At 65.0% G+C, this 17,886-nt stretch carries 12 protein-coding genes and 1 pseudogene; 12 read left to right on the plus strand and 1 reads right to left on the minus strand.

Annotated features, from left to right (window positions below):
* The first annotated feature begins 244 nt into the window (after nucleotides 1-244).
* From pilM to AC3FJ6_RS23905, 11 genes are all read left to right on the plus strand, one after another.
* Complete coding sequence (gene pilM, locus AC3FJ6_RS23855) at nucleotides 245-1,315, plus strand: type IV pilus assembly protein PilM (RefSeq protein ID WP_153949099.1); 1,071 nt, start codon at nucleotides 245-247, stop codon at nucleotides 1,313-1,315.
* A gap of 18 nt (nucleotides 1,316-1,333) precedes the next feature.
* Complete coding sequence (locus tag AC3FJ6_RS23860) at nucleotides 1,334-1,981, plus strand: PilN domain-containing protein (RefSeq protein ID WP_488774003.1); 648 nt, start codon at nucleotides 1,334-1,336, stop codon at nucleotides 1,979-1,981.
* 2 nt (nucleotides 1,982-1,983) lie between these two features.
* Nucleotides 1,984-2,658, plus strand: coding sequence for a type IV pilus inner membrane component PilO (locus AC3FJ6_RS23865; protein ID WP_153949101.1), 675 nt, complete (start codon nucleotides 1,984-1,986; stop codon nucleotides 2,656-2,658).
* Nucleotides 2,659-2,684: 26 nt separating this feature from the next.
* Nucleotides 2,685-3,194, plus strand: coding sequence for a pilus assembly protein PilP (locus AC3FJ6_RS23870; protein WP_488774060.1), 510 nt, complete (start codon nucleotides 2,685-2,687; stop codon nucleotides 3,192-3,194).
* Nucleotides 3,191-5,320: a type IV pilus secretin PilQ gene (locus tag AC3FJ6_RS23875; protein ID WP_488774004.1), complete on the plus strand. Its 2,130-nt coding sequence runs from the start codon at nucleotides 3,191-3,193 to the stop codon at nucleotides 5,318-5,320. Before AC3FJ6_RS23870 ends, AC3FJ6_RS23875 begins: the two co-directional genes overlap by 4 nt.
* 214 nt (nucleotides 5,321-5,534) lie before the next feature.
* The gene (locus AC3FJ6_RS23880; RefSeq protein WP_488774005.1) at nucleotides 5,535-6,134 is read left to right on the plus strand and encodes a shikimate kinase; all 600 of its coding nucleotides are present in this window, start codon (nucleotides 5,535-5,537) and stop codon (nucleotides 6,132-6,134) included.
* On the plus strand, nucleotides 6,131-7,237 hold the full coding sequence (gene aroB / locus AC3FJ6_RS23885; protein WP_488774006.1) for a 3-dehydroquinate synthase: 1,107 nt from the start codon (nucleotides 6,131-6,133) through the stop codon (nucleotides 7,235-7,237). Before AC3FJ6_RS23880 ends, aroB begins: the two co-directional genes overlap by 4 nt.
* 55 nt (nucleotides 7,238-7,292) lie before the next feature.
* A complete protein-coding gene (locus AC3FJ6_RS23890; protein ID WP_092602142.1) occupies nucleotides 7,293-8,453 on the plus strand; it encodes a deoxyguanosinetriphosphate triphosphohydrolase in 1,161 nt (386 codons plus the stop codon).
* 71 nt (nucleotides 8,454-8,524) lie between these two features.
* Nucleotides 8,525-9,259 (plus strand): transposase, encoded by a 735-nt coding sequence (locus tag AC3FJ6_RS23895; protein WP_488774007.1) that lies wholly within the window; start codon nucleotides 8,525-8,527, stop codon nucleotides 9,257-9,259.
* A gap of 389 nt (nucleotides 9,260-9,648) precedes the next feature.
* Nucleotides 9,649-14,316, plus strand: coding sequence for a glutamate synthase-related protein (locus AC3FJ6_RS23900; protein ID WP_488774061.1), 4,668 nt, complete (start codon nucleotides 9,649-9,651; stop codon nucleotides 14,314-14,316).
* A gap of 112 nt (nucleotides 14,317-14,428) precedes the next feature.
* Nucleotides 14,429-15,892, plus strand: a complete 1,464-nt coding sequence (locus tag AC3FJ6_RS23905) for a glutamate synthase subunit beta (protein WP_400394569.1) — start codon at nucleotides 14,429-14,431, stop codon at nucleotides 15,890-15,892.
* 92 nt (nucleotides 15,893-15,984) lie between these two features.
* Here AC3FJ6_RS23905 and AC3FJ6_RS23910 read toward each other — a convergent pair.
* Nucleotides 15,985-16,519: pseudogene (locus AC3FJ6_RS23910) on the minus strand (GNAT family N-acetyltransferase).
* A gap of 173 nt (nucleotides 16,520-16,692) precedes the next feature.
* Here AC3FJ6_RS23910 and AC3FJ6_RS23915 point away from each other — a divergent pair.
* The gene (locus tag AC3FJ6_RS23915; protein WP_488774008.1) at nucleotides 16,693-17,781 is read left to right on the plus strand and encodes a Bug family tripartite tricarboxylate transporter substrate binding protein; all 1,089 of its coding nucleotides are present in this window, start codon (nucleotides 16,693-16,695) and stop codon (nucleotides 17,779-17,781) included.
* Nucleotides 17,782-17,886 lie beyond the last annotated feature (105 nt).

Below are 17,886 nucleotides of genomic sequence, written 5' to 3' on the forward strand. Positions count from 1 at the left end.
ATGTCAGGCCGATGCCACCCGACGGCGGGGTTGCAGACCGTCGGATTTTGGCAACGGATTTCCGGGGACCTTCCGAAAAAGAAAGCGTGGTCAAACCGGCACATTGCCAGCGCCTCCGGATTTTGTAAGAATCGACGAACATAAAAGAGCAAACGTTTCATCCAAGAAACTGGCTCGCACCATTAGAGCGGACATGCCGTGGGCGAGTTCAAATGTCAGGGGGTCAACCTTGCGACGGGGCATCTTGTCGGGTCTTCTGCGCCAGACTACGGTCGGCGTGGATATTGGTTCGTCCAGCGTCAAGGTCGTTGAGCTGTCCGTTGGGATGGGCAAAAACGACTATCGGCTGGAAAAATGCGCCAGCGAACTGCTGGACCGCAACGCCGTTGCCGATGGCAACGTGGTCAACATCGAAGCCGTCGGGATTGCGCTCAAGCGCGCGCTCGGCAAGGCCGGCATCCGCACCCGGGACGTGGTCCTGGGCGTGCCGTCCATGCTGACGGAATCCCAGACGGTCAGTCTGCCGGACAACCTGTCCGAAGACGAACTCTATTCGCAGGTCGAATCCGAGGCGCACCGCCTCTATCCGCCGTCGCAGGCGGTGAACTTCGACTTCGCGGTGATTGGTCCCAGCGAAACCGAAGGCGGCATTGGCGTACGCGTCACGGCTGCCAACAGTGATCGTGTCCAGGAGCGCGTGACGGCTGCCGAACTGGCAGGCCTGAAGCCGCAGGTGATGGACGTGGAAGAGTACGCCGTGCAGCGATCGGTCGTGCAGATGCTCGGCGTCCCCGCCGGCCTGAACGAAACCGATGCCAAGGACCTGCCCGTGGTGGCCGTGGTCCATCTGGGCGGCAGCCGTTCCAAGGCCATCTTCTACCAGGGCTGGAAGGAACTCTACGAGCAGCCGCTGAACAGCTATGGCGATCAGCTGACGCAAAGCGCCGCACGCATGTTCACGCTCGATGCGCTCAAGGCCGAAATCAAGAAGCGCAAGAACACGCTGCCCGAAGCGTGGCGAGGGCAACTGCTCAAGCCGTCGCTGGAGGCGCTGGCCATGGAGGTGCAGGGCGCCATCGGCAACTTCATTGCCAGCTCCAGCCTCGGCCGCGTCGACGAGATCCTGCTCTCCGGCGGGCACGCCTCGCTGCTGGGTGTCCAGGCGGCGATCCAGCAACAGACACAGATCACGACCACGCTGGCCAATCCCTTCGCAAACATGACGACCGCCGGCAAGGTCAACGAGCGCTATCTCCAGCGCGACCTGCCTGCCTACATCGTCAGTGCGGGACTGGCGCTGCGCGGCCTCCAATAAGTCACCGGGGGGACCCGCATGTCCACGACGACGAATACCGTTCCGTCGGTCAACCTGCTGCCGTATCACGAGGCGCGCAAGGCAGCCCGGCGCAAGAAGGTCTATAGCATGCTGGGCGGTGCGGCGGGCGCGGGAGCGCTCGTGGTGCTGATCGGCGGCTTCTACATCGATTCCAAGGTCGATGAGATGACCCATCTCAATCAGACGCTGACGGCCGAGAACGCCCGCATGGACGGGCAGATCAGGGAGGTCACGACGCTCAAGAAGGATATCGAGGCGCTGCTGGATCGCCAGCGCGCCATCGAAAGCCTGCAGGCCGAGCGCAACATGCCCGTGCAGTTGCTTGAGGAACTGGTGCGCCAGGTGCCCGAGGGCGTGTACCTGACCACGCTCAAGCAGTCGGGGGACACGTTCGTCATCACCGGTGTGGCGCAGTCCAACGAACGCGTGTCGGAACTGCTGCGCAACTTCAGCCAGGTGCAATGGCTGGACCACGCCGAGCTGGTGGAGTCGAAGGCCATCATGATGACCAACAACCTGCGCGAACAGCGCCGGCTGTTCGATTTCTCGATGCGTTTCGCCTATCGCGCGCCGGAGCAACCGGCTGACAAGAAGCGGGCAGGCGCATCGGCTGCCGCGGCCAAGCCGGCGGGAGGCAAGGTCTGATCATGGCGCTGAATTCCAATATCTCCCTGCAGGACCTGACCACGCAGTTCCGTGGCCTGAACCTGAACGAGCCCGAAACCTGGCCCGCCGCCCCCCGCGTGCTGTTCTCGATCCTGGCGGCCGTGATCGTGCTGGTGCTGGGCTGGCAGTTCTACTGGAGCGACAAGAGCGACGAACTCGACCGCAAGCACGCCGAACACGAACAGCTGAAGCAGCAGTTCAAGTCGAAGGTGGCGCAGGTGGCCAATCTGGACGCACTGCGCACGCAGAAGGCCGAAGTCGAAAAACGCGTGGCGCTGGCCGAGCGGCAATTGCCGAACAGCACGGAAATGGACGCGCTGCTGGCCGACGTCAACCACGCCGGTGTGGCGCGGGGTCTCCAGTTCGAACTGTTCAAGCCGCAGCCGGCGGCCATCAAGCCGTACTTTGCCGAAATTCCGGTCAACCTGAAGGTCACCGGCCGCTACCACGACGTCGCGCTGTTCAACGCCGACGTGGCGGCGCTGTCGCGGATCGTCTCCATGCGTAACCTGAACATGTCGGTCGGCAAGGACGGCACGCTGTCGATGGAAGGGGTGGCGATGGCCTATCGCGCGCTGGACCCGGACGAGCAGGCCGCGCAGCGCAAGGCTGCCGCCGATGCCGCCGCGAAGAACAAGAAGGGAGGCGCCAAGTGAGCCGCCTGACCCGACCCCAGCCTGCCATGCTGCAGGCGCTGGCCGCCGCCGCGCTGGCCGTGGTGGCCTTGGCCGGCTGCGGCCAGAGCGACGACGATGGCCTGCACCAATGGATGGCGCAGACACGCGCCGCCAAGGCTCCGCCGCCGGAACCATTGCCCGAGGTCAAGTCGTACACGCCACGCGAGTACGGCGGGCGCGCATCGCCGGAACCGTTTGCGCAGACGAAGATCGGCGAACTGAACAAGACGATGTCTGAGTCGCCGGAGGCCGGACGGCGACACGAGCCGCTTGAAGACTATCCGCTGGAGAACTTCAAGATGCTCGGCATGCTGAAAAAAAACGGCGAGACCTACGGTGTCGTACGCGTAGATAACAAGATCCATCACGTCAAGGTGGGTCAGTATCTCGGCCAGAGCTATGGCCGGGTGGTCCGCATCAGCGATCAAGAGATCGTGTTGCGCGAATTGGTTCGGGAAGGGGTCTCAGATTGGAAAGAGAAAATGACCAGCCTGAAGCTGGAGGCATCCGCATGATCACGGCACGTTGGGTCCGGGCGCTTGCGGGCGCTTCAGCGATGGCGTTGGTGCTGGCCTCTCCGGCCGCACTGGCACAAAACAACCAGCTCAGGCAGGTGGAAGCCAACGTGGTTGGCGAGCAGACCGTTTTCACGGTCGACCTGCAAGGTCCGCTTGCGCAAAAGCCGGTGGACTTCTCCACGCAGAATCCTGCAAAGATCGCGATCGATTTCTTCGATACGGGATTCGCGCAGGGCCGGGCGCAGTATGAATACGCCGGCAAGCTGCTCAAGAGCGCCAACGTGATGCAGATCGGGGACCGCACCCGCGTGGTGCTGAACCTGGCCCGCAATGCCACGTATCGCACCGAAATGCGCGGCAAGCAGTTCGTGGTGCTGATGGACAACGTGACGCAGTCTGCGGCCGCGGCGGCGCCGACGTTCGCGCCGGCGGCGCCCGCGATGCAGCCCGTGGCGGCCAACCGCACGCTGATCCGCAATATCGACTTCCGGCGTGGCAGCGACGGTTCGGGCCGCGTGGTGGTGGACCTGTCGTCGCGCGATTCGGGCGTCAATATCCAGCAGCAGGGCCAGAACCTGGTGGTCGACTTCATTGGCACCGGGCTGCCGAACGACCTGCGCCGCCGCTTCGACGTGACCGACTTCGGCACGCCGGTGCAGGCCATGCGCGCCAGCGACGCCAACGGCGCCGCACGGCTGACGATCGAGCCGCGCGGCAACTGGGAATACAGCTCGTACCAGACGGACAACCAGTTCGTGGTCGAGGTGCGCCAGGTCAAGGAAGACCCGAACAAGCTGATTTCCGGCCAGGGCTACCGGGGCGAGCGCCTGTCGCTGAACTTCCAGAACATCGACATCCGTTCGCTGCTGCAGGTCTTTGCCGACTTCACGAACCTGAACATCATCACCAGCGACACCGTGCAGGGCAACCTGACGCTGCGCCTGAAGGATGTGCCGTGGGATCAGGCGCTGCAGATCGTGCTCGATTCCAAGGGCCTGGCTTCTCGCCGCAACGGCAACGTGCTGTGGGTGGCGCCCAAGGCCGAACTGGCCACGAAGGAAAAGCTCGAGCTCGAAGCGCAGCAGCAAATCAACGAGCTTGAACCGATCCGCAGCCAGGTGTTCCAGCTGAACTACCAGCGTGCCGACGACGTTCGCCGCATGCTTCTGGGGTTGGCGGTCACCGGTGGTGCCGGTGGCGGATCGGCGGTCCCGGCGGCTGGCGGCGGTGCGGGTGCTGCGGGCGTCACGCGGATGCTGTCCAAGCGCGGCTCGCTGACGGCGGACCCACGTACCAACCAGCTGTTCGTGTCCGACATCGGTTCGAAGCTCGAGGAAGTGCAGGGATTCCTGCAGAAGATCGATATTCCGGTGCGCCAGGTGATCATCGAGGCACGTATCGTCGAGGCGAGCGACACCTTCAGCCGCAACCTCGGTGTGAAGCTGGGCTTTGCGTTGCCGAAGGCGGGCAGTTCGCTGAGCACCAACTACGGCAATTCGCTGCCCGGTGCCACGAACGACTTCTCGCCGGCCCTGAGCCTACCGGCAGCGGCCATCAACGGCACGAATCCGGCCACCGCGGCATTCAGCATCTTCAATGCCGCAGCAGGCCGGTTCCTGGATGTGGAGCTGTCCGCGCTGGAAGCCGACGGCAAGGGCAAGATCATCTCCAGCCCGCGAGTCGTGACCGCCAACAACATCAAGGCGCTGATCGAGCAGGGTACCGAACTGCCGTACCAGTCCGCCACGTCGAGCGGCGCCACGTCGGTCCAGTTCCGCAAGGCAAACCTGAAGCTGGAGGTCACGCCGCAGATCACGCCGGAAGGCAACGTGCTGCTGGACGTCGACGTCAACAAGGACAGCGTGGGTATCCAGACCGTCAGCGGCTTCGCCATCGACACCAAGCACGTGCAGACGCAGGTGCTGGTGGAGAACGGCGGCACCGTGGTGATCGGGGGCATCTACAGCCAGGACGAGTCGAATACCGTCAACAAGGTGCCCTGGCTGGGCGATATCCCGGTGCTGGGCAACCTGTTCAAGAACAACGCCAAGGTCAACAACCGGACCGAACTGCTGGTGTTCCTGACGCCCCGTATCCTGAACGACAGCGTATCGTTGAAATAACACCGTTCGGGTGCAGCAGGGCGCCCGGATGCAGTAGACTGGCAGGCCGCGTCGGTATGCGACGCGGCCTTTTTCCTTTTCGCGGCATCGTTGGCGGAACCGACGGCCAGCCGGAACCGGACCGCAATGATGCACAATGGCGTATGAATCACGCCAGCGAGGTGGGCCGGGCGGCGTGCCAGATGCCCCGAGCCTTTTCGCGCAAGACAGTCCAGTGACAGCCAATCGCCCGAATCTTTTCTTTGTTGGCCTGATGGGCGCCGGCAAGACCACCGTCGGCCGCTCGGTGGCCCGACGCCTCGACTACCCGTTCTTCGACTCCGACCACGAGCTCGAAGCGCGTTGCGGCGTGAAGATCCCGGTGATTTTCGAGCACGAGGGCGAGACCGGGTTTCGGGACCGCGAAGCGCAGATGATTGCCGAGCTGACCGGCCGCACCGGCATCGTGCTGGCCACGGGCGGCGGCGCCGTGCTGCGCGAAGCCAACCGGGCGGCCCTGAAAGCCAACGGCACCGTGGTCTACCTGCGCGCGAGTCCGCATGACCTGTGGCTGCGTACGCGCCATGACCGCAACCGTCCGCTGCTCCAGACCGAAGACCCCAAAGGCCGGCTGGAGGCGCTCTACGCCCAGCGCGACCCGCTCTACCGCGAAGTGGCGGATTTCATTATCGAAACCGGCAAGCCGACCGTGGCGCAGCTTGCTAATATGGTTCTCATGCAACTCGAAATGGCCGGCTTCACGTTTCCGTCCGTGGAAGCGGTGCCCGACACCGATCCGGTGGCCGGGCAGCCGGCGCAGGACACCCATTCATGATCACGCTGGAAGTCGATCTCGGGGCGCGTAGCTACCCCATCCATATCGGCGGCGGCCTGCTGGACCGCGCCGACCTGCTGCAGCCGTACGTGCGCGGCCAGCATGCCGTCATCGTTACCAACGAGACCGTCGGCCCGCTGTATGCGTCCCGCGTCGAAGCGGTGCTGGCCGGCCTGGGCAAGACCGTCCGGACGGTAGTGCTGCCGGACGGCGAACGCTTCAAGCAGTGGGAGACGCTGAACCTGATTTTCGATGCACTGCTGCAGGCGGGCGCCGACCGCAAGACCACGCTGATCGCGCTGGGCGGCGGCGTGGTGGGCGACATGACCGGCTTTGCCGCCGCCTGCTACATGCGCGGCGTGCCGTTCGTCCAGATGCCGACCACGCTGCTGTCACAGGTGGATTCGTCGGTCGGGGGCAAGACCGGCATCAACCACCCGCTCGGCAAGAACATGATCGGGGCGTTCCACCAGCCCAACGCGGTGATTGCCGATATCGACACGCTGAAGACGCTGCCGCCGCGCGAGCTGGCCGCCGGCCTGGCCGAGGTGATCAAGCACGGCGCGATTGTCGATGCGGATTACTTTGCCTGGATCGAGGACAACATCGCCGCGCTCAATGCCTGCGACACTGGCATGATGGCCGAGGCGGTGCGGCGCTCGTGCGAGATCAAGGCCGGCGTGGTGGCCCAGGACGAGCGCGAAGGCGGCCTGCGGGCGATTCTGAATTTCGGACACACGTTCGGCCATGCCATCGAAGCCGGCATGGGCTATGGCGAGTGGCTCCACGGCGAGGCGGTGGGCTGCGGCATGGTGATGGCGGCCGATCTGTCGCATCGCCTGGGATTCATCGACGTCGAGACCCGGGCGCGCATCCGTACGCTGACGCAGGCAGCGATGCTGCCCGTGGTGGCGCCGGACCTGGGCATCGACCGCTATATCGAACTGATGAAGGTGGACAAGAAGGCCGAGGCCGGCAGCATCAAGTTCATTCTGCTGCGCAAGCTTGGCGAGGCATTCATTACCACCGTACCGGACCCGGATCTGCGTGACACGCTGCGCCACGCCGTCCTGAAACCTCCCGCAGAGGCACCGGTCGCGTAAGCGCCAGGTTATGCCTTGCAACCCTGAACCAGCAACGGATTAACGGATTGCCCGCATGACCACCGCTCCAGCGACTGACCTCGAAGCCCATCTCGCCCCTTATGCCGCGCGCTCTGCCAAGACGCGCGGCCGGGTGCATGCCGAACCGGCCTCGTCCTCGCGCAGTGAATTCCAGCGCGACCGCGACCGCGTGATCCATAGCACGGCCTTCCGCCGGCTCGAATACAAGACGCAGGTCTTCGTCAACCACGAGGGCGACCTGTTCCGCACGCGGCTGACGCACAGCCTGGAGGTGGCACAGATTGCTCGGTCCATCGCGCGCAACCTGCGGCTCAACGAGGATCTGGTCGAGGCGATCTCGCTGGCCCACGACCTGGGCCACACGCCGTTTGGCCACGCCGGACAGGACGCGCTGAACGGCTGCATGAAGAACCACGGCGGATTCGAGCACAACCTGCAGAGCCTGCTGGTGGTGGACGAGCTGGAGGAACGGTACGGCGGCTTCAACGGGCTGAACCTGACGTTCGAGACGCGCGAAGGCATTCTCAAGCATTGCTCGCGCGTCAATGCGGCGGCGCTGGGCGAGCTGGGGCGGCGTTTCCTGGAGGGCGCGCAGCCGTCGCTCGAGGCTCAGCTGGCCAATCTGGCCGACGAGATCGCCTACAACAACCACGATATCGACGACGGCCTGCGCTCTGGCCTGCTGACGCTGGAGCAGCTGGACGAAGTGCCGATGTGGGGCCGCCATCGCGCAGAGGTGGCAGCGGCGTTTCCGGGCATCAACGGGCGCCGGGCGATCAACGAGACGGTCCGGCGCATGATCAATACGCTGATCGTCGATCTGATCGAGACCACCGGCCGCAATATCGCCGCCGCCAATCCGAAGTCGATTGCCGACGTGCGCGCTGCCGGGCCGCTGGTCTCGTTCAGCCCGAAGATCCATGAGGAAGCCGCGGCGCTGAAGCGTTTCCTGTTCCGCCACCTTTACCGGCATTACCTGGTCATGCGCATGTCGGCCAAGGCGCAGCGCATCATCACCGACCTGTTCGGCGCCTTCATGCAGGATTCGCGTCTGCTGCCGCCCCAGTACCAGGCTGGCCACGGCGCCGACCAGCCGCGCCTGATCGCTCACTACATCGCCGGCATGACGGATCGCTATGCCATCCGCGAGCACCGGCGCATCTTCGCGGTCAGCGAGAGCAACTCGATCGGTTGAGCTGAAGGAGTCCGTCAAAAAACGGGGACAGATCAGGTTATCATGCGGGCATCTTGTATCCGGGATGCCCGATGGCCCGCCTTCCCCGTTTCTCTCCCGCCGGGTTGCCGGCCATGGTGTTGCAGCGCGGCAACAACCGCCAGTCCGTCTTTCTGGGTACGGACGACTACCTGCACTACCTCGATTGCCTGCGCATGGCGGCTCGCGAGCATGAGCTGGCCATCCACGCCTATGCACTGCGGCCCAACCATATCCATCTGGTGGCGACCCCGAAGGGCCCCTATTCGCTGAGCCTGACCATGCAGGCGGTAGGGCGCCGCTACGCCCGCCATTTCAACCGCGTGGCCGATCGCACGGGCACCCTCTGGGAAGGCCGCTTCCGCTCCGCGGTCATCGAGCCCGAGACCTGGCTGCTGCCGGCCATGCTCTATACGGAAGGCAATGCCGTGCGCGCCGGCGACGTGACGACGCCCGAGGCGGATCGCTGGAGCAGCTATCGGCACCACGCTGGCTTCGAATCCCAATCGATTGTGAGTGATCACTCCATTTACTGGGACCTGGGCAATACGCCGTTCGAGCGGCAGTCCAATTACCGCGCATTGACGGCCGAGGGTTTGTCCGGCCGCACGCTCGCCACGCTGCAGAAGCATGCCCATAGCGGCTGGCCGCTGGGCAGCGATGCCTTCCTGATGCAACTTGAGCGTCACGCGACGCGACGCGTCCAGCCGCTGCCTAAAGGCCGACCAAGAAAGTCGGTAATTCCGGATGCCGAGGGCGGAGAGGCCGACTCCACGCTGGAGAGCTGATGGAGCGCACCATATCAGTGCGAAAATGCCGAGGAATTAATGTGTCCCCATTTAAAATGGCGACCGCGATGGTGCAATATTTAATGTGTTCTGACCCCATTTAATAATTTTGCGAGGCTCGGACGATTCTCTTATAGTTGCTCCACCCACAGTCATTGTGCGGCGCGTCACGCTCGTGTACGCCGCTGCGGTCCCAGCTGTCTGCCACGCCCGATCAAGAGGCCCCCCGCGACAGCCCATCCCGTTCGGTCTATGCCCTTGCTGGCTGCGCAGCCTTCACCGGAATTCAGCCCGTGGACCACTCGCAACAATCTTCCGATCTCGCCGCACGCCCCCAGGCCCAGGGCCTGTACGACCCCACCAACGAGCATGACGCCTGCGGCGTCGGCATGGTGGCGCATATCAAGGGCAAGAAATCCCACGAGATCATTTCGCAGGGTCTGAAGATCCTTGAGAACCTGGACCACCGGGGCGCAGTTGGCGCAGATGCGCTGATGGGCGACGGCGCCGGTATCCTGATCCAGATCCCGGACCAGTTCTACCGCGAAGAAATGGCCAAGCAGGGCGTGACGCTGCCGCCCAACGGCGAATACGGCGTCGGCATGATCTTCCTGCCGAAGGAACACGCCTCGCGCCTGGCCTGCGAGCAGGAGCTCGAGCGCACCGTGCGCCTGGAAGGCCAGGTCGTACTGGGCTGGCGCGACGTGCCGGTGGACTGCAACATGCCGATGTCCCCGACCGTGCGCACCACCGAGCCGGTGATCCGCCAGATCTTCATCGGTCGTGGCCGCGACATCATGACCACGGACGCGCTGGAACGTAAGCTCTACGTGATCCGCAAGACGGCCAGCCACGCCATCCAGGCGCTCAAGCTCAAGCACGGCAAGGAATACTTCGTGCCGTCGATGTCGGCCCGTACCGTCGTGTACAAGGGCCTGCTGCTGGCCAACCAGGTGGGCGAGTACTACCTGGACCTGCAGGATTCGCGCGCCGTCTCGGCCCTGGCCCTGGTGCACCAGCGTTTCTCGACCAACACGTTCCCGGCCTGGGAACTGGCCCACCCGTACCGCATGGTCGCCCACAACGGCGAAATCAACACGGTCAAGGGCAACGTGAACTGGGTCAACGCACGGACCGGCGCAATCTCGTCGCCGGTGCTGGGCGACGACCTGCCCAAGCTGTGGCCGCTGATCTATCCGGGCCAGTCGGACACGGCATCGTTCGACAACTGCCTCGAACTGCTGACGATGGCGGGCTACCCGCTCGTCCACGCAATGATGATGATGATCCCGGAAGCCTGGGAACAGCACACGCTGATGGACGACAACCGTCGTGCCTTCTACGAGTACCACGCCGCGATGATGGAGCCGTGGGACGGCCCCGCCGCCATCTGCTTCACCGACGGCCGCCAGATCGGTGCCACGCTGGACCGTAACGGCCTGCGTCCGGCCCGCTTCTACGTGACCGACGACGACTTCGTCGTGCTGGCGTCGGAAGCCGGCGTGCTGCCGTTCCCCGAGTCGCGCATCGTCAACAAGTGGCGCCTGCAGCCGGGCAAGATGTTCCTGATCGACATGGAGCAGGGCCGCATCATCGACGACAAGGAACTCAAGGACAACCTGGCCAACGCCAAGCCGTACAAGAGCTGGATCGACGCCGTGCGCATCAAGCTCGACGAGCTGGAAGCCAAGCCGGAAGACGTGGCCGCCGAGAAGAAGCCGGTGTCGCCGCTGCTGGACCGCCAGCAGGCGTTCGGCTACACGCAGGAAGACGTCAAGTTCCTGATGGCGCCGATGGCGCTGGCCGGCGAGGAAGCCACGGGCTCGATGGGCAACGACTCGCCCCTGGCCGTGCTGTCGTCGAAGAACAAGACGCTGTACCACTACTTCCGCCAGCTGTTCGCGCAGGTGACCAACCCGCCGATCGACCCGATCCGCGAGAACATGGTCATGTCGCTGGTGTCGTTCATCGGTCCGAAGCCGAACCTGCTGGAACTGAACAACATCAACCCGCCGATGCGCCTTGAAGTGTCCCAGCCCGTGCTGGACTTCAAGGACATCGCCAAGATCCGCAACATCGAGCACTACACCGGCGGCAAGTTCCGTTCGTACGAACTGAACATCTGCTACCCGGTGGCGTGGGGCAAGGAAGGCATCGAGGCCCGCCTGGCATCGCTGTGCGCCGAAGCCGTGGACGCCGTGCGTTCGGGCTACAACATCCTGATCGTGTCGGATCGCCGCGTCGACGACACCCAGGTGGCCATTCCGGCGCTGCTGGCCACGTCGGCCATCCACCACCACCTGGTGGAAAAGGGCCTGCGCACGTCGGCCGGCCTGGTCGTCGAAACCGGCTCGGCCCGTGAAGTGCATCACTTCGCGCTGCTGGCCGGCTACGGCGCCGAAGCCGTGCACCCGTACCTGGCCATGGAAACGCTGGCCGACATGGCCTCGGGCCTGTCGGGCGACCTGTCGCCGGAAAAGGCGGTCAAGAACTTCGTCAAGGCGATCGGCAAGGGCCTGTTCAAGGTGATGTCGAAGATGGGCATCTCCACGTACATGTCGTACACGGGCGCCCAGATCTTCGAGGCCATCGGCCTGTCGCGCGAACTGGTGCAGAAGTACTTCCACGGCACGCCGTCGAACGTCGAGGGCATCGGCATCTTCGAGGTGGCCGAAGAAGCGCTGCGCCTGCATACCGACGCATTCGGCAGCAACCCGGTGCTGAGCAACATGCTCGACGCCGGCGGCGAGTACGCGTTCCGTGTGCGCGGTGAAGACCACATGTGGACGCCGGACTCCATCGCCAAGCTGCAGCACTCGGTGCGTGCCGACGATGGCCGCGGCCAGTACCAGACGTACAAGGAATACGCCAACATCATCAACGACCAGAGCCGTCGTCACATGACGCTGCGCGGACTGTTCGAGTTCAAGGTCGACCCGGCCCGCGCGATTCCGCTGGAAGAAGTGGAACCGGCCAAGGAAATCGTCAAGCGTTTTGCCACGGGCGCCATGTCGCTCGGCTCGATCTCGACCGAAGCCCACGCCACGCTGGCCGTGGCGATGAACCGCATCGGCGGCAAGTCGAACACCGGCGAAGGCGGCGAGGACGAGAAGCGTTATCGCAACGAACTGCGCGGCATCCCCATCAAGCAGGGCGACTCGCTCAAGAGCATCCTGGGCGACCACGTGATCGAGAAAGACCTGGAACTCCAGGCCGGCGATTCGCTGCGCTCGAAGATCAAGCAGGTGGCGTCGGGCCGTTTCGGCGTGACCGCCGAATACCTGGCATCGGCCGACCAGATCCAGATCAAGATGGCGCAGGGCGCCAAGCCGGGCGAAGGCGGCCAGCTGCCGGGCCACAAGGTGTCCGACTACATCGGCAAGCTGCGTTACTCGGTGCCGGGCGTGGGCCTGATCTCGCCGCCTCCGCACCACGACATCTACTCGATCGAGGATCTGGCACAGCTGATCCACGACCTGAAGAACGTGAATCCGGCGTCGGACATCTCGGTCAAGCTGGTGTCCGAAGTGGGCGTGGGTACCGTGGCCGCCGGCGTGGCCAAGGCCAAGGCCGATCACGTGGTGATCGCCGGCCATGACGGCGGCACCGGCGCATCGCCGTGGTCGTCGATCAAGTACGCCGGTTCGCCGTGGGAACTGGGCCTGGCCGAAACGCAGCAGACGCTGATGCTGAATGGCCTGCGCAACCGCATCCGCGTGCAGGCCGACGGCCAGATGAAGACCGGCCGCGACGTGGTGATCGGCGCGCTGCTGGGTGCGGACGAGTTCGGCTTCGCCACCGCGCCGCTGGTGGCCGAGGGCTGCATCATGATGCGCAAGTGCCACCTGAACACCTGCCCGGTGGGCGTGGCCACGCAGGATCCGGCGCTGCGCAAGAAGTTCCAGGGCAAGCCCGAGCACGTGGTGAACTTCTTCTTCTTCGTTGCGGAAGAAGCGCGTGAAATCATGGCCCAGCTGGGCATCCGCACGTTCGACGAACTGATCGGCCGCGCCGACCTGCTCGACATCCGTCACGGCATCGAGCACTGGAAGGCACGCGGCCTGGACTTCAGCCGCATCTTCTTCCAGGCACCGATCCCGGCCGACGTGCCGCGCTACCACACCGACGTGCAGGATCACGGCCTGTCGGTGGAAGCCGGCAAGGCGCTGGACCACACGCTGATCGCCAAGGCGCGCCCGGCCATCGACAAGGGTGAGCGCGTGTCGTTCATCCAGCCGGTCAAGAACGTGAACCGCACGGTGGGCGCGATGCTGTCCGGCGTGGTGGCCAAGCAGTACGGCCACGAGGGCCTGCCCGACGACACGATCCACATCCAGTTCCAGGGCACGGCGGGCCAGTCGTTTGCCGCGTTCCTGGCGCACGGCATCACGATGGACCTGGTGGGCGACGCCAACGACTACGTGGGCAAGGGCCTGTCGGGCGGCCGCGTGATCGTGCGCGCACCGCACGAATTCCGTGGCGACCCGACCCGCAACATCATCGTGGGCAACACCGTGCTGTACGGCGCGCTGGCTGGCGAGGCGTTCTTCAACGGCGTGGGCGGCGAGCGTTTCGCGGTGCGTAACTCGGGTGCCACCGCCGTGGTGGAAGGCACCGGCGACCATGGCTGCGAATACATGACCGGCGGTACCGTGGTCGTGCTGGGCGGCACGGGCCGCAACTTCGCGGCCGGCATGTCGGGCGGCGTGGCCTACGTCTATGACGAGGACGGCCTGTTCGACAAGCGTTGCAACACGTCGATGGTGGCGCTGGAGGCGGTGCTCGCGTCGGCCGACCAGCAGAAGGGCCAGCCGGAATCGCAATGGCACAAGTTCAACGGCACGCGCCAGCTGGACGAAGTGATCCTGCGCAACCTGATCGAGCAGCATTTCCGCTACACCGGTTCGGAGCGCGCCAAGGCGCTGCTGGCCGACTGGACCACGGCTCGCCGCAAGTTCGTCAAGGTCTTCCCGACCGAGTACAAGCGCGCCCTGGGCGAGATGTTCGAAAAGGAACAGGCAGCCCGCGACAGCGACCGCGAGGCGGTAGCCGCCTGACCGGCAGCCACACCACGAGAGGCGCCGCGGCAACGGCTGCGGCGCCAACAAGATACTGACCCCACGCGAGGCCGGCCCGGCCGCCTCGCGCCAGCAAGACCAAGGATGCAACATGGGTAAGGCGACAGGCTTTCTCGAATTTCCGCGCCAGAACGAAGGCTACGAACCGGTAGTCAAGCGCGTGAAGCACTACAAGGAATTCGTGTTCGCGCTCTCCGACAGCGAAGCGAAGGTCCAGGGTGCCCGCTGCATGGACTGCGGTATCCCGTTCTGCAACAACGGCTGCCCGGTCAACAACATCATTCCGGACTTCAACGACCTGGTGTACCGCCAGGACTGGAAGTCGGCGATCGAAGTCCTGCACCAGACCAACAACTTCCCCGAGTTCACGGGCCGTATCTGCCCGGCGCCGTGCGAGGCTGCCTGCACGCTGGGCATCAACGAGCTGCCGGTGGGCATCAAGTCGATCGAGCACGCGATCATCGACAAGGCCTGGGAAGAAGGCTGGGTGGCGCCCCAGGTGCCGAAGCACAAGACCGGCAAGACCGTGGCCGTGGTCGGCTCGGGCCCCGCTGGCATGGCAGCCGCGCAGCAACTGGCGCGCGCCGGCCACGACGTGACCGTGTTCGAGAAGAACGACCGTATCGGCGGCCTGCTGCGCTACGGCATCCCCGACTTCAAGATGGAGAAGGACCTGATCGACCGCCGCATCGAGCAGATGCAGGCCGAAGGCGTGACCTTCCGTGCGGGCGTGATGGTGACCGACGGCGCGCTGCCGGCCGGCATCAAGAACTACGCGCGTGAAACCATCTCGGCGCAGGCGCTGATGGACCAGTTCGACGCCGTGGTGCTGGCGGGCGGCTCGGAAGTGCCGCGCGACCTGCCGGTGCCGGGCCGCGAACTGGCCGGCGTCCACTACGCGCTGGAATTCCTGATTCCGCAGAACAAGGAAGTGGCCGGCGACGGCGTCAACGAGATCCGCGCCGAAGGCAAGCACGTGATCGTGATCGGCGGCGGCGATACGGGTTCGGACTGCGTCGGCACGTCGAACCGCCATGGCGCCGAATCGGTCACGCAGTTCGAACTGCTGCCGCAGCCGCCGGAAGAAGAGAACAAGCCGCTGGTGTGGCCGTACTGGCCGATCAAGCTGCGCACGTCGTCGTCGCATGACGAAGGCTGCTCGCGCGACTGGTCGGTGGCCACCAAGGAACTGATCGGCGAGAACGGCAAGGTCACGGCGCTGAAGGCCTGCCGCGTGGAGTGGAAGGACGGCAAGATGCAGGAAGTGCCGGGCAGCGAATTCGTGCTGAAGGCCGACCTGGTGCTGCTGGCCATGGGCTTCACGAACCCCGTGGGCTCCATGCTGGAAGCCTTCGGCGTGGACACCGACGCGCGCAAGAACGCCAAGGCATCGACCGAAGGCGACCGCGCCTACCAGACGAACGTGCCGAAGGTCTTCGCCGCAGGCGACGTGCGCCGCGGCCAGTCGCTGGTGGTCTGGGCCATCCGCGAAGGCCGCCAGGCCGCCCGCTCGGTGGACGCCTTCCTGATGGGCCACAGCGAACTGCCGCGTTAAGCCGAGGTTCCTACGCTGGCGCGAAAACACCCCCGCATGCCGGAAGGCTGCGGGGGTTTTTGTTCTGGCCTATGGGTTCGGCAAGCTTGGACCTACAGCACACACCCCATCAACACCGCCCCCTCTCCATACGCTGCCAGCTTGTCTGCATGCCTGTCGGCGGCCAGCGGTGCGTACCCGAGCCTGCGCCAGTACGCATCGGCTGACTGGACGGCGATAAGGCGCGACGCCCGCAGGCCGTCGTGCATCGCCACGTTGCGTGCCGCGTGGTGGAGGCGGGTAGCGAGGCCCGCGCCGCGGCCGATCGGCGCCACGGCCATGTCGTGAATGAACCATGTCAGCGGCTCGGTATCGGGCCAGTCGCGGGCAAGCCGGCCGTTCCAGAGGCGGCAGCGATGCCTCTGGCCATGCATGGGTAAACAGGTAGGCGGCCAGGGCAGGGCTGGATTGGCCGTTTTGCGATGGCGTGGACAGGGCTGCGACCCAGCAGGTGGGGGGCGATAGCGTGAGCCGGCTTTCCAGGGCATCGGCGGACTCCACCAGCGCATCGCCATAGCACTGCGCCTGGATGGCAAGCACGGCGGGCAGGTCGGCGGCGCGCATGGGCCGAAGGGTGAATTCAGGCATCGGCTGATTATACGGGCGCTCACATTGGGGTCCGCCCGGAGAGCGTTTACGCGGTCTGTGCGCTGCCAGGCAATGTCCTTACAATTTCCTCAAAATAGATAAGAAGAGACTGCCTCGAAATCCCTTTCAGCCGATTTGGTGCCGTAGCGGTGGGTACGGCCCGGAGGAAATTGATGCCCGAAGTACGCAATTGCATGCGGCTTTGGCGAGGTATAGCGAAGTTGCCAATACTCGCTGCCAGATGGACGGGGTGCGCGGTTGCCGTTGCGCTATGCGCGGCGACGGCCCTCGCTCAGCCTCCCGCGGTCGCCCAGCTTGCCAGCATTCCGCCTGCCGCGCGCACGGAATCGCCGGCCCGTCAGGTCTCGTTCCCCGCGCGGCCGCTGCGCATGATCGTGCCGTTCCCGGCCGGCGGTGTTGCCGATGCCGTGGCGCGACTGGTGGCCGAACGGCTATCCCAGCGGCTTGGCGTGCCTGTCGACGTGGACAATCGTCCCGGCGCGGCGGGCACCATGGCTGGCGACCTCGTGGCCAAGGCCAGTTCCGACGGCCACACGCTGCTGTTCCATCAGGCCAACATGCTGATCCAGCCCGGACTCGAACCGGTGCCCTATGACGTGACGCGTGATTTCACCCCCGTCGCGCGGGTGGCCGCCATGCCGTTGTTCCTGGTGATCGATGGTCATTTGCCGATGACGACACCCCAGCAGTGGGTCACGGCCGTGCGGTCGAGCCCGGCATCTTACAGCTATGGCTATGGCCAGCCGGGCAGCCCGCAGCATCTGTACGCCGAATACGCGGTGCGGGGCATGCCGACCAGCGTGCCGCTGGTGATGGCCAAGGGCGAGAGCGCGGTGGTGCAGGAAATGCTCGCCGGCCGGATCAGCGCCTGTTTCTGTTCGTGGGCCGCGGTGCAGACCCATGTGCGCTCGGGTGCGCTGCGCATCCTGGGCGTGACCGGGCCGGTGCGCTCGCCGCTGTCGCCGCAGGTGCCGACGCTGCAGGAAACGGGCATGGAGGGCTACGGGGCGCTCGCCTGGTATGGCGTGATGGCTCCGGCCAAGACGCCCCGGGCCATCGTGGCGCGACTGGCTACCGAACTGGACAGTGTGACCAGCGAGCGCGGCGTGCAGGCCCAGTTGATGGCTGCCGGCCTTACGCCAGTTCGCGACTCGCCCGACGCCTTTGCCACTGCCATCCGCTCGGAATCGGTGCAATGGCAGGTGATTCTGCGCCAGGCGGGTCCGCGCAGCGAGCCCTGAAGTGAGCAATCGGGCAAGTTTGTCCGGCCGGCATCACACGAATGCCTCGGATTGTTGTCGGCCATGCAATGGTGAGATCACCACACGGGACGGCGACCGATAGGT

It is taken from the genome of Cupriavidus sp. 94F1, from assembly GCF_057798875.1.